This window comes from Streptomyces sp. NPDC029526 (genome assembly GCF_040637405.1).
GTDB lineage: Bacteria > Actinomycetota > Actinomycetes > Streptomycetales > Streptomycetaceae > Streptomyces.
The window spans coordinates 143,933-157,019 of sequence record NZ_JBEZWE010000014.1; the positions used below are offsets into that span (position 1 = coordinate 143,933).

At 72.8% G+C, this 13,087-nt stretch carries 8 protein-coding genes and 1 pseudogene; 4 read left to right on the forward strand and 5 right to left on the reverse strand.

Annotation, left to right across the window (positions count from 1 at the left end; all coding sequences use genetic code 11):
- Positions 1 to 27 precede the first annotated feature (27 nt).
- Both AB0F01_RS24815 and AB0F01_RS24820 read right to left on the reverse strand, forming a co-directional pair.
- Positions 28 to 1,395, reverse strand: a complete 1,368-nt coding sequence (locus AB0F01_RS24815; RefSeq protein ID WP_362099746.1) for an MFS transporter — start codon at positions 1,393 to 1,395, stop codon at positions 28 to 30.
- Positions 1,396 to 1,504: 109 nt separating this feature from the next.
- The gene (locus tag AB0F01_RS24820) at positions 1,505 to 1,942 is read right to left on the reverse strand and encodes a MarR family transcriptional regulator (protein WP_362099749.1); all 438 of its coding nucleotides are present in this window, start codon (positions 1,940 to 1,942) and stop codon (positions 1,505 to 1,507) included.
- Between the two features lie 149 nt (positions 1,943 to 2,091).
- Between AB0F01_RS24820 and AB0F01_RS24825 the strand changes: the two genes are divergently transcribed.
- Positions 2,092 to 2,280 carry a ribbon-helix-helix protein, CopG family gene (locus AB0F01_RS24825; RefSeq protein ID WP_362099752.1) on the forward strand — a complete coding sequence of 63 codons (189 nt, stop codon included), beginning with the start codon at positions 2,092 to 2,094 and terminating at the stop codon, positions 2,278 to 2,280.
- Between the two features lie 40 nt (positions 2,281 to 2,320).
- Here the strand turns inward: AB0F01_RS24825 and AB0F01_RS24830 are convergent, their stop codons facing one another.
- Positions 2,321 to 3,772 carry an NCS2 family permease gene (locus AB0F01_RS24830; RefSeq protein WP_362099755.1) on the reverse strand — a complete coding sequence of 484 codons (1,452 nt, stop codon included), beginning with the start codon at positions 3,770 to 3,772 and terminating at the stop codon, positions 2,321 to 2,323.
- A gap of 400 nt (positions 3,773 to 4,172) precedes the next feature.
- Here AB0F01_RS24830 and AB0F01_RS24835 point away from each other — a divergent pair.
- Both AB0F01_RS24835 and AB0F01_RS24840 read left to right on the forward strand, forming a co-directional pair.
- A pseudogene (locus tag AB0F01_RS24835) lies at positions 4,173 to 4,415 on the forward strand (DUF2530 domain-containing protein); the annotation flags it as partial.
- 460 nt (positions 4,416 to 4,875) lie between these two features.
- Positions 4,876 to 7,278, forward strand: a complete 2,403-nt coding sequence (locus tag AB0F01_RS24840; protein ID WP_362099758.1) for an HAD-IC family P-type ATPase — start codon at positions 4,876 to 4,878, stop codon at positions 7,276 to 7,278.
- Between the two features lie 129 nt (positions 7,279 to 7,407).
- Here AB0F01_RS24840 and AB0F01_RS24845 read toward each other — a convergent pair whose 3' ends face one another.
- Entirely contained in the window at positions 7,408 to 8,286 is an 879-nt protein-coding gene (locus tag AB0F01_RS24845; protein WP_362099761.1) for a hypothetical protein, read from the reverse strand.
- A gap of 256 nt (positions 8,287 to 8,542) precedes the next feature.
- Positions 8,543 to 11,719, reverse strand: coding sequence for a molecular chaperone Hsp90 (locus tag AB0F01_RS24850; protein WP_362099764.1), 3,177 nt, complete (start codon positions 11,717 to 11,719; stop codon positions 8,543 to 8,545).
- A 185-nt stretch (positions 11,720 to 11,904) separates the two neighbouring features.
- Here AB0F01_RS24850 and AB0F01_RS24855 point away from each other — a divergent pair, with 185 nt between their 5' ends.
- Positions 11,905 to 12,777 carry an alpha/beta fold hydrolase gene (locus AB0F01_RS24855; protein ID WP_362099767.1) on the forward strand — a complete coding sequence of 291 codons (873 nt, stop codon included), beginning with the start codon at positions 11,905 to 11,907 and terminating at the stop codon, positions 12,775 to 12,777.
- Positions 12,778 to 13,087: the final 310 nt, after the last annotated feature.

A 13,087-nucleotide genomic window follows, 5' to 3' on the forward strand; every position in this document is an offset into this window, starting at 1 on the left:
AGGGCCGGACACGAGGTCCCGGCAGGGTCAGACCGCCGCCAGGGTCTTCTCCCGCTCCCGCTCCCTCGGCACGAACCGCACGCTCGGGTGCCCGCCGTGCCAGCCGACCGTGAGGCGGAGGTTGCCGAGCCGGGCCAGGATCAGGCCGATGACGGCCGCGGCGGTGACCGCGATCGCACCGCCGACGGCGAGGCCGATCCGGGCGCCGTAGGTGTCGGTCATCCAGCCGACGATGGGCGCGCCGACGGGGGCGCCGCCGAGGAAGACCATCATGTACAGGGCCATGACGCGGCCCCGGACGGCCGGGTCGGTGGACATCTGGATGCTGGTGTTCGTGGTGACGTTGACCGTCATCGCGAACAGGCCGATCGGGATCATGAGGACCGCGAACATCCACATCGCCGGCGCCACGGCGGCCACGATCTCGACGGTGCCGAAGGCGAGCGCGGCCAGGATGAGCAGCCGCAGCCGTGCGGTGCCGCGCCGGGCGGCGAGCAGGGCACCGGCCAGGGAGCCGACGGCCATCAGGATGTTGAAGAGGCTGTAGGCACCCGCGCCGCCCTGGAAGACGTCGTCGGCGAAGGCCGAGAGGTAGACGGGGAAGTTGAAGGCGAAGGTGCCGATGAAGCCGACCAGGACGATCGGCCACACCAGTTCCGGCCGCCCGGCGACGTAGCGCAGGCCCTCGCGGAGCTGGCCCTTGCCGCGCTTGGAGGGCGTGGCGGCGTGCAGCTCGCGGGAGCGCATCATCAGCAGGCCGGTGATGGGCGCGATGAAGGACAGGCCGTTGAGGAGGAACGCCCAACCGGTGCCGACGCCGGTGATCAGCACGCCCGCGACGGCGGGGCCGACCAGACGGGCGGACTGGAAGTTCGCGGAGTTCAGGCTGACGGCGTTCTGGAGCTGGCGGGGGCCGACGAGTTCGGCGACGAAGGACTGCCGGGCCGGGTTGTCGACGACGGTGGCCAGGCCGAGCGCGAAAGCGGCGACGTAGATGTGCCAGACCTGGACGCTGTCGGTGAGCGTGAGGACGGCGAGCATCAGGGAGGTGAGCGCCATCGCGGTCTGGGTGACGAGCAGGGTGGGGCGCTTGCGCAGCCGGTCGACGAGGACGCCGCCGTAGAGGCCGAACAGGAGCATCGGCAGGAACTGCAGGGCGGTGGTGATGCCGACGGCGGCGGCGGAGCCGGTGAGGGTGAGCACCAGCCAGTCCTGGGCGATGCGCTGCATCCAGGTGCCGATGTTGGAGACGACCTGGCCGGTGAAGAAGAGGCGGTAGTTCCTGACCTTCAGCGAGGAGAACATCGACGACTTGCGCGGGGTGCTGTCGAGGTCGCTCGGGGTGTCGCGGGTGTCTGGTGCGGGGGCGGAAGGTGCTCCGGATCCCGTACTCAAAAGGTTCGCCTCCTTGGTGCTACAGCGGGTGCTGCAACGGGTGCTACAGCGCTTTCTGCGTGGGCGTCGCCGGCGCGGCGGGCCTCTCGGTGAGGCCGCCGGGGCGGGCCTATAGGTGTGCCAGCTTCTCCAGCACGGGGGCGGCGGCGCGCAGTTTCGCCCACTCGTCCTCGTCGAGCCCCTCCACCAGCGTGGCCAGGAACGCGTTCCGCCGGCGGCGGCTCTCCTCGAGCATGGCCTCTGCCTGCTCGGTCTGCCGCACGACCTTCTGGCGCCGGTCGTCGGGATGCGGGTCCAGCCGGACCAGGCCCTTGCCTTCGAGCAGGGCGACGATGCGGGTCATCGAGGGCGGCTGGACGTGCTCCTTGCGGGCGAGTTCGCCCGGGGTGGCCTGGCCGCAGCGGGCCAGGGTGCCGAGCACCGACATCTCCGTGGGGCTGAGCGACTCGTCGACGCGCTGGTGCTTGAGCCGACGGGACAGCCGCATCACGGCGGTGCGGAGGGAGTTCACGGCGGCAGCGTCGTCGCCATGGCTGAAATCCGGCATGGTGCTTAGCGTAACTCATTACTCTCGCTAAGGACTACCGGTGAGGCGCCGTCTCGGCCGTGACTCCGGCCACTACCGTCCCGGATCACCCGTTCGAGTGATCAATTGGCGAAAAGGGGTGCACGGGGACGAGATGTGCGGCAACGCTCATGCCCATGGGGACCGACGTGCTCAGCCTGCGGATCGATCAGGAGCTGCTCGAACGGCTCCGGGACCACGCCGCCAAACGCGGCATGACCGTCCAGGACTACGTCCTGCGGACACTCCGGCGCGACGACTTCGACCAGAGGTTCCGAACCTCGGTGGAGGAGACGGAACGGTTCTACGGGGTCCCGTGACCCCGTAGAACCGTCGCGCGCCGGGTGTGCGGGCGGCGGATCAGGTGAGGCCCAGCGCCGGCATCAGGTAGTAGAAGGCGAAGACCGCCGACACCGCGTACATCGCCACCGGCACCTCACGGCCCCGCCCGGCCGCCAGGCGCAGCACGGAGAAGGTGAGGAAGCCCATGCCGATGCCGTTGGTGATCGAGTAGGTGAACGGCATCATCACCATGGTGACGAAGGCCGGGACGGCGATGGTGTAGTCCGCCCAGTCGATCTCCTTGATCGAACCGGCCAGGATCAGGAAGCCGACCGCGAGCAGCGCCGGGGTCGCCGCCTGGCTCGGGACCATGGTGGCCACCGGCGTGAGGAACAGCGCGACGGCGAACAGCGAGCCGGTCACGACGTTGGCGAAGCCGGTGCGGGCGCCCTCGCCGACGCCGGCCGTGGACTCCACGAAGGCGGTGGTGGCCGAGGAGGAGCTGGCACCGCCCGCGGCGACCGCGACGCCGTCGATGAAGAGGACCTTGTTGATGCCGGGCATGTGGCCGTCACCGTCGGTCAGCTTGGCCTCGTCGGAGACGCCCATGATCGTGCCCATCGCGTCGAAGAAGCACGACAGCAGCACGGTGAAGACGAACAGCACGCCGGTCAGCACGCCGACCTTGGCGAACCCGCCGAACAGGCTGACCTCGCCGATCAGGCCGAAGTCGGGGGTGGCGACCGGGTTGCCGGGCCAGGTCGGCTCGGTCAGGCCCCAGGAGGGGACGTCGGCCACGGCGTTGATGATCAGCGCCAGGACGGTCATCGCGACGATGGACAGGAGGATCGCGCCGGGCACCCGGCGGACGATCAGCGCCAGCGTGAGCAGCGCGCCGAGGACGAAGACCAGGACCGGCCACCCGTTCAGGTGACCGCCGACGCCGAGCTGGAGCGGGACGGTGGTCTGGGCGGCGTCCGGGATCCGGGTGATGAAGCCGGAGTCGACGAGGCCGATCAGCATGATGAACAGGCCGATACCGATGGCGATGGCCTTGCGCAGGCCGTACGGGACGGCGTTCATCACACGCTCGCGCAGGCCGGTGGCGACCAGCAGCATCACCACGAAGCCGGCCAGCACGACCATGCCCATGGCGTCCGGCCAGGACATGCGGGGCGCGAGCTGGAGCGCGACGACCGAGTTCACGCCGAGCCCGGCCGCGAGCGCGATCGGGACGTTGCCGATGACGCCCATCAGCAGGGTGGTGAACGCGGCGGTCAGCGCCGTCGCGGTGACCAGCTGACCGTTGTCGAGCTGGTGGCCGTACATGTCCTTCGCGCTGCCGAGGATGATCGGGTTCAGCACGATGATGTAGGCCATCGCGAAGAAGGTGGCGAAACCGCCCCGGATCTCGCGGGCGAGGGTGCTGCCCCGCTCGGAGATCTTGAAGTAGCGGTCGAGAGCGCCGTACGCCGGGCCGCCCTCCGGCTGTTCCGGGGTGGGCGCCTTGGCGGGAGCCGACGTGGACATGCGAGACCTCATCACCGGCGGGATCGCGAGGCGTCCCTTTGGCGTTTCCTACGAAAAGAAGTGGCCAGAAACAAACCGTTTCAGTATGAACATATAACGGCTGCTCCGCTATCTCCGCGCGTAGACGCCGGATGACCTTTCTCCGCGGGTGTGCGGCCGACCACACGGACCGGGACCGGCGGGCGGGACGGAAGGGCGGGGCACCGCGCCGAGGCGACCTTTCACCCGGTCTCCCGGCGACCGCTCCCCCGGCCGCCGCACCGACGCGACCTTCCACCCCACCGCGACCGCGCGAACGCGGCCGACCACGCCACCGCCACCGCCACCGCAGCAGCCACCGCCGCTGCCGCCGCGCGAACGCGACCGGCCGCGCCGCCGCACCCCCTCGTAGACTGCCCGTATGGAGAAGTGGACCCCCAAGCACGAGGCACCGGAGCCCCTGGAGGGCCCCGTGGTCGCCACCATCGTCGGCGGCACGATCGTCTGGTTCGTCCTCTTCCTGGTGCAGCTGCCCTTCTACGGCTGGTTCGACGAGCACGGCCACACCTGGTGGCTGTGGACCTGCCTGGCCGGCGGCGGGCTCGGCTTCATCGGCATCTGGTACGTCCGCAAGCGCGACGCCGCCCTCAAGCGGGCGAGGGCCGCGGGGGCGACGGACCCGGTAGACGCCACGAGCGCCACGAGCGCTGCGGGGGCGACGGACCCGGCGGACGCCGCGAACCCGGCGGGCGGGACGGGCGCCCCGCATGCCGCAGGCCCGGCGGACGCCGCGGGCTCGACGGGCGCGACAGGCTCGACGAGCGCCGCCGGCTCGAAGGGTGCGACGGAGCGGGCCGAGACCGCGTAGGGGTCGGGGCCCGCCCCGAGCCACCGACGGGCGGGCGCCACAGGGCCGCACCGGCCGCACCGGCGGCACGGGCCGCTCGGGCCGCACGGGCCGCACCGGCCGGAGTCCCCGGGTCGGCCCGGAACGGTCCCGCGGGGTCCGGAGGCCGTCCCCGTACGCCCCCGGGAGGTTGCCGCTTTCCCCCGGGTCCTTCCCGGGACGGAACTTGCCGGGGTCAGGTGGGTGACCGGCGGCCTCCGCACGTAACGTCAGAGGCATGACGCATCTCGACGCGGGCGCCCAGGTCGAAGCCGAGCAGCCCGGCACGGTCACGTCACCGGTGACCGGACTGACCGCCGCGGAAGTGGCCGAGCGGGTGGCTCGCGGGCAGGTCAACGACGTTCCCGTGCGCAGCAGTCGGTCGATGACCGAGATCGTGCGCGCGAACGTCTTCACCCGGTTCAACGCCATCATCGGCGTCCTCTGGGTGATCATGCTGATCGTCGCGCCGATCCAGGACAGCCTGTTCGGCTTCGTCATCCTCGCCAACACCGGCATCGGCATCATCCAGGAGTGGCGGGCGAAGAAGACCCTGGACTCCCTGGCGCTGATCGGCGAGGTGCGGCCGACGGTCCGCAGGGACGGGACGGCGGCCGAGGTCAGCACCTCCCAGATCGTGCTGGACGACCTGATCGAGATCGGGCCGGGCGACAAAGTGGTCGTGGACGGCCGCTGCGTGGAGGCGGACGGGCTGGAGATCGACGAGTCGCTGCTCACCGGCGAGGCCGACCCCGTGGTGAAGCGGCCGGGCGACCCGGTGCTGTCCGGCAGCTTCGTGGTCGCGGGCGGCGGCGCCTTCCAGGCCACCAGGGTGGGCCGCGAGGCGTACGCGGCGCAGCTCGCCGAGGAGGCGTCCCGCTTCACCCTGGTCCACTCGGAGCTGCGCTCGGGCATCTCGACGATCCTCAAGTACGTGACGTGGATGATGGTCCCGACCGCGATCGGTCTGATCATCAGCCAGCTGGTCGTCAAGCACAACGAGCTGCGCAACTCCATCGCCCGCACCGTCGGCGGCATCGTCCCGATGGTTCCGGAGGGGCTGGTGCTGCTCACCTCGGTGGCCTTCGCGATCGGTGTGATCCGCCTGGGCCGCAAGCAGTGCCTGGTGCAGGAGCTGCCCGCCATCGAGGGCCTGGCCCGCGTCGACACGGTCTGTCTGGACAAGACGGGCACGCTCACCGAGGGCGGCATGGACGTGACCGGGCTGCGGGTGCTCGGCGACGGGGACGAGACGTACCTGCGCCGGGTGCTCGGCGAGCTGGGCTCGGCGGACCCGCGGCCGAACGCCTCCCTCCAGGCGATCATCGACGCCTACCCGGACACCACCGAGTGGCGGCTGACGGACACGCTGCCCTTCTCCTCCGCCCGCAAGTACAGCGGCGCGACCTTCGTGGAGGAGCCGGGCGGGGAGCCGGTGACCTGGCTGCTGGGGGCGCCCGACGTGCTGCTCGCGCCGCACGACCCGGCGCTGGACGAGACCGTCCGGCTGAACGAGCAGGGGCTGCGCGTGCTGCTGCTGGCCCGGGCCCGGGACGGGGTGGACGTGGACGCGCCGGAGGCCGCCGAGGGCGTGCAGCCGGCCGCGCTGGTGGTGCTGGAGCAGCGGCTGCGGCCGGACGCGGCGGACACCCTGCGCTACTTCGCCGAGCAGGACGTGCGCGCCAAGGTCATCTCCGGGGACAACGCGGTGTCGGTCGGCGCGGTCGCCGCCAAGCTGGGCCTGGAGGGGTCGGCGGTGGACGCCCGCCGGCTGCCCTCCGACCCGGACGGGATGGCGGGCGCGCTGGACGAGGGCACGGTGTTCGGCCGCGTCACCCCGCAGCAGAAGCGGGAGATGGTCGGCGCGCTCCAGTCGCACGGGCACACGGTCGCGATGACGGGCGACGGGGTGAACGACGTGCTGGCGCTGAAGGACGCCGACATCGGGGTGGCGATGGGCTCCGGCTCGGAGGCCACCCGGGCGGTCGCGCAGATCGTGCTGCTGAACAACAGTTTCGCCACCCTGCCGTCGGTGGTCGCCGAGGGCCGGCGGGTGATCGGCAACATCACCCGGGTCGCGACGCTGTTCCTGGTGAAGACGGTCTACTCGGTGCTGCTGGCGATCCTGGTGGTGTGCTGGCAGGTCGAGTACCCGTTCCTGCCGCGCCACCTGACGCTGCTGTCCACGCTCACCATCGGCGTCCCGGCGTTCTTCCTGGCGCTCGCCCCGAACAAGGAGCGGGCCAGGCCGCACTTCGTGCGCCGGGTGATGCGGTACGCGATCCCGGGCGGGGCGCTGGCCGCGCTGGCCACGTTCACGACGTACCTGCTCGCACGGCACCACTACAGCGGTGCGGACGCGCTGGGCGCGGAGACCAGCGCGGCGACCCTGACGCTGTTCCTGATCTCGATGTGGGTGCTGGCGATCATCGCCCGCCCCTACACCTGGTGGCGGGTGGCTCTGGTCGCGGCCATGGGGGCCGGGTTCCTGGTGGTGCTGGTCGTGCCGTGGCTCCAGGAGTTCTTCGCGCTGAAGCTGGTCGGGATGACGATGCCGTGGGCGGCGGTCGGGATCGCGGCGGTGGCGGCGGTCACGCTGGAGTTCCTGTGGCGGTGGGTGGACCGCCGGTTCCCCGTGTAGGTCCGGGCCCCGACGCACGGTTCCCCGCGCCCCTGGCGGGGACGCGGGGAACCGGGTGGCGGCCGGGCACCGTGTGGTGGCCGGGAACCATGTGGTGCCCGGCCTGCCGCACGTCGTGCCTCCTGCCGCCTACTTCACGTCGACGAAGTCACCGGCGGCCTTGATGGCCGGGGTGGTGCTGGTGCCCGCGAAGTTGTAGCGGTAGTAGCCGTCGACCGACGCCTTGACGGTGGTCTTCAGCTGACCGGTGGTGCTGGTCTTGATGGTCTTGACGGTGGTGTAGGTGCTGGAGTTCTTCTTGCGGAACTGCAGCTGCACCTTCTGGGTGCTGTAGCCGTGGTACTTGTGCGTCTCCCAGTTGGCCCGGGACAGCTTGCCGGTGACCGTGATGGTCTTGCCCTTCTTCACCGGCTCCGGGGCGGCGTTGACGGTCAGGCGGGAGTACCGCTGGATCTTGGTGGAGCCCATCGCGCCCTGGTCGGCGAACTCCTCGGTGACGTAGTTCAGCGCCAGCCCGCCGGCCTTCCAGGCGCCGGCGTCGGAGTTGATCAGCTCGTCGTACGCGGGGTAGATGTCGATCTTGCCCTTGCAGGTGGCGGTGGTCGCCGAGGTGGAGGTGCAGGTGGCCGGGTTGTCGCCGAGCAGCAGGTTGACCGGCTGCTCGTAGGAGCCCTTGTAGATGTAGGGGCCGGTCGCGAAGTCGTCCGAGTGGATGTCCACGTCGGCGCCGTGCGTGATCTTGTAGGTGACGGTGGTGGAGACCTTGTTCGTCGTCCCGACCTTGACCGCCGCGGCGATCTTGAGGCCGGAGAAGGAGACGTCGAGGTCGCCGACGGCGGCAGCGGCGGCGAACGTGGACCGCTGGGCCGGGGCGTTGCGGTCCGCCTCGATCGCGGCGGTGGCCGCGTCCCGGAACGAGGGCGCGTCGACGGCCTGGGCGGACGGGACGGCGAGGGCGGACAGGGCCAGGGCGCCGGAGACGGCGGCCACGGTGGCGCGAATACGCATGCGTTCCCCTGGTGGAGGAAGGGGGCCCCGGCTCTGGTCGTTTCGTACGGCTCGTCGTCGGCCCGGGGCCCCGAATGATCGTGGAGTCTGTTGACTCGGAAGATCAGATGCGCGGGTGGGGGCAATGGTTGCACGAAAAGTGAAAGTTTTGTGACCGTGTTTGTTCACGGCCCGCTGCCGGCCCGGTGCCGTCCGCTGTCGGTCCGCTGTCGGTCCGGTGCCGTCCGCTGTCGGTCCGCTGTCGGCCAGCTGCCCGTCAGTCGAACCAGCGGTCCCGCGCCAACTCCTCCGTCCGCGAGGGGTCTTCCAGCAGCGCGGCGACCTCGAACCGGCGCGGCCACTGGCCGGCCGCCCAGGCGAGCCCGGCGGCGACCCCCTCCAGGGTGGCCGCGTGCAGGACGCCGTCCGGGGTGAGACGCCAGTCCAGCTCCACGCCGTCGACGAGGAGTTCCTCGTGCTCGACGTATGTGGCCGGGGTGCGCGGGCCGAGCAGGACCCGCACCGGCTCCGGCACGTCGTGCTCGGTGCCCTCGGAGCCGACCCGCCCGGTGACGGTCTCGCTGAGCCGCCGCACCTGGAACAGCTCCGCCAGGTCGGCCGCGCGCGCGGGGCGGACCGGCAGCAGCGGCAGGCCCTCGGTGAACGGCAGCAGGTCGGGCGCGTCGACGACCACCGCGTCGGCGGCGTCCACCACCCGCACCCGCCCGTCGACGACCGCCCGCAGCTCGTCCGGCAGGGTCACGTCCTCCGGGTCGAGACCGGCCAGCGCCCCGTACAGGGCGTGCAGTTGGGCGGGGCCCACCTCGCGGTCCGGGTCGGCCATGCGGTCGAGGAGTTCGGCGGCGCCGCCGGGCTCGTCGAGCAGTGCGGCCACCGAGGTGCGCACGCCGAGCGCCCGCAGGACCTGCTCGTCCTCGAAGCCGGTGGCGTCGGCCTCGTCGTAGAGCCCGCGCAGCAGCGGGTCGCCGCCGGCGGCGCGCAGTCCGGCCGGGCGGCGGCCGTCGAGCACCGGGTGGCCGCGCAGCCACCAGGCGGTGTAGGGGCGGACGGTCTCGTGGGTGCCGTCCGGCATGAGGATCCGCACCGGCTGGGTGAGCGCGTCGCGCAGCGGCGGGCGGGCGAGCAGGGCGAGGGCGCGGGGCCACTGGTCGTCGTCGACGAGGTCCAGGTCGCGGACGGCGACGATCTCGGTGGCGACCGGCGGCACCGGGGTGTCCGGGAAGCGGTCGAGGACGTCCTCGCACCACACGTCCACGGCGTCCAGCAGCCCGGGGTCGTCGGGCTCGCTGAAGTCGCTGTCGCGGGGCTCCAGTTCGTCGGGGTCGAGGACGACGTCGGTGGCGCGGACGAGGGCGAAGCCGACGAGCACGCCGCAGGCGGCCAGCGGCGCCTCGCCCCACTTCTCGGCCAGTTCGGCGTCCACGGCGGCGAGTTCGCCCTCGCGCATCACGGAGGCGAACGGGCCGCCGGGGAAGACGAGTTCGCAGGCGGGCGCCAGTTCGCCGTCCTCGTCGGGGAGGGCGAGGGCGCCGAGCCAGGGCTCGTCGCCGGGCTCCAGTCCGGCGTCCCGGACCAGGCCGAGCACGGTCTCGGCGAGTTCCTCGGCGTCCGGGGCGTCGTCCTCCCAGCCGAGGCCGCCGCCGTCGTCGTCGAGGGACGCGGCGACGGCGGCCCGCACCTGCGGGGTGGTGAGGACGGCGCGCGGGGTCGCGGGCAGCGCCCCCAGCTTCTCCAGGAGGGGGTGGGCGGCGTCCGGGTGGGCGACCTTGAGGCCGAGCCGGGACAGCACCCCGGGCTCGATGCGGGCGGCGTCACCGCCGGGCAGCAGGACCTGGCGCGGGCCGATGGTCGTACGGGCCGTGCCGGGGCCGAACCCGTCGGAGGGGTCACCGGCGAGCGGCACGGGCAGCCCGGACAGCCGGTCCGGGTCGACGCCCGCGAGGCTCTCGTACAGCCGCCGCCACCAGCCGGGCTCCTTCTCCAGCCCGGCCAGCCGGTCGACGGCGTCACCGAGCGGGATCCGGGCGACGCCGAGGGTGCGCAGCTCGACGCGGCGTTCGAGACCGGCGGGCAGCAGGGTCGGCAGGACCTCCGCCAGCACCCGCACGGTGTCGGCGCCCGCGCCCTCGACGATCTCCGCGTCCCGGGGCCGCAGCGACTCGGGCAGCCCGGAGTCGTCGTCCCGGCCGTCCCGGTCGTCGCGCGGCTCGGCCGCCGGCGGCAGGAAGGAGGTGCGCGGCAGCCGCTCCAGGACCGCCGCGCGCAGGGCGCCGTCCAGCTCGCCCTTGCCGAGCGGTCCGGGCACCAGGTCGAGGATCCCGGCGGTCACCGGCCGCCAGTCGGCGAGCAGCTCGGTGTAGGCGTCGGCGGCGCGCTGCACCAGGAAGTCGGTGAGCGGGCCGGGGGCGGTGTGCCGGCGGGTGGAGTCCAGCGGGAAGGAGGCGATGAGCAGCGCGGGGACGCCGAGCGGCTCCTCGCTGGGGGTCGGCGCGTGCACGACGGGGCTGGTGCGGGGGCGGCCCGGGGTGCCGTCGGCGTCGACGGGCACGGCCCAGGTGACCGACCAGTGGGGCCGCAGCCGCTCCTCGACGGGCCGGTCGGCGAGCAGCTCGGGGGTGAGGGGCCCGTGCGCGGCGGCGGTGCGCCAGCGGGTGGTGCCCTCGCGGGAGTCCTCCACCACGGTGAGGTCGCCCTCGGTCCGGCGCCGCAGCGTCCTCGGCTCGCTGTCGCCGTCCTCGACGACGATCTCCTCCAGGCCGGGCAGGGCGAGCAGCAGGGCGTCGTCGACCGCGTGCAGCAGCCGCTCGGCGAGGTCGGCGGCGGCCGTGTCGCGCAGCGGGAGGATGACGGCCGTGTCGTAGGGGGCGGGGGCGGTGCCCTCGGCGGCGAAGGGCAGACGCAGCAGCGGCACGTGCCCGTCCCGGCGGCGGATCTCGTCACCCAGGGCGGCACTGCCCCCGGCGGCCTCGTGGGCGAGCCCGCGGGCCTCGGCGAGGGACCAGCGCACCCCGCCGTGGCGGCTGACCACGGCGGGTTCGTCGGTGACGGCGAGCACGGCCGCGAACCCGACGCCGAACCGGCCCACCGAGGCGTCGGGCACGTCCCGCTTGGCGGAGGCGCGCAGCGTGGACAGCGACTCCACGCCCGCCGCGTCCAGGGGCGCGCCGGTGTTGGCGGCGACGAGGACCCCGTCCCGCAGGGTGAGCCGGAGCCGTCCCGGCACGCCCGCGCGGGCGGCGGCGTCGGCGGCGTTCTGGGCGAGCTCGACGACGAGCCGGTCGCGGTAGCCGCCGAGGACCAGGTCCTCCTCGGCGTTGGCGTCCTCCCGGAACCGGGCGGGACTGGCGGCCCACGCGTCCAGGACACCCCGCCGCAACTGCACCGTGCCGAACGGGTCGGCCCCCTCGGCGGCGGGCCGCACGAACTTGCTCACGTTGACTCTCCTCATCGGGTGACGACGAAGGTACCGCGAGCCGGGTGCCCGGTGTTCCCGCCGACGTCCCTGGTCCGTGGGGTGCGGGGCCGCCCGGGCCGCTCCGTCCGGGGCCCGGCCCCTTCCGCCGGGCCCCGGCGGGCGGGAGAATCGGCGGGTCCGGTGATCACGAGGTGGGGGGACCCGTGGGTGACGAGCCGAGGTTCCTGGCGGCGTACGACGCGGTGCTGAGGCAGTGGCCCGTCCCGGTCCGGGGCGTCGACGTCCCCACGCCCTACGGCAGCACCCGGGTGCACGTCTGCGGTCCCGAGGACGGCTCCCCGGTGGTGCTGCTGCCCGGCGGCGGGACGACGTCGGTCGTCTGGTACGCCAACGCCGGCGCCCTGGCCGCCACCCACCGCGTGTACGCCGTGGACCTGATCGGCGACTTCGGCCGCAGCGTCCACGACGGGGCGCCGCTGCGGGACGCCGGGGACCTGGTCACCTGGCTCGAGGCGGTCCTCGACGGGCTGGGCCTGGACCGGGTGCACCTGTGCGGTCACTCCTACGGGGCCTGGATCGCCCTGCGCCACGCGCTGCACGCACCTCACCGCCTGGCCGGCCTCGCCCTGCTCGACCCCGCCCAGTGCTTCACCCGGATGAGCAGCCGCTACCTCCTGCACGCGGTGCTCACCCTGCTGAGGCCGGCGGCCCAGCGGCCCCGGGCCTTCCACCGCTGGGAGACCGGCCGCGACCCCGAGGACCGGGTGTGGCGGGAGTTCCTGGACAGTACCGCCGGGCTGAAGCGGTCCAAGGTCGTCGCCATGCCCCGCCCCGCCGAGCACGCCCTGCGGGCCTGCCCCGTCCGGACCCTCGTGGTGGCGGCCGAGCGGAGCAGGGCGCACGACGCGTCCCGCATGGCCGCCGACGCGCGCCGTCTGCTGCCCGGCGCGGAGGTCGTGGTCCTCCCCGGCGCGTCCCACCACTCGATCCCCACGGAACGGCCCGGGGAACTCAACCGGCTGCTGGCCGACTTCTTCGGATCCGGAGACCCACGCCACATTTCCGGAACGTCCTGACCGGGCTCCCGGTGACAAGCGGCACAGGACGGATGTCACGTACTACCCGGAATAGTCGCGAACAGCCTCATTCCAATTCGGACATTTGGTGCATCGCTCTGATCGATCAGCCTGAAATGGGGGTTTCGCCCCGCACGGCCCCCTCCGTCAAGAGATGTGGGTTACACGCAGGATCTACGGCCTTTCGTCGTAGGTCACACCTTTGCGGCTTTTGGCCGGGGGCGGTTACCAAGGAACGGCCACCACGGCGCGGTCCTTGCTCCGGGTGGTTCTCCTCTGTCCCCACCCCGTGAGGTTTTCGATGTCCCAG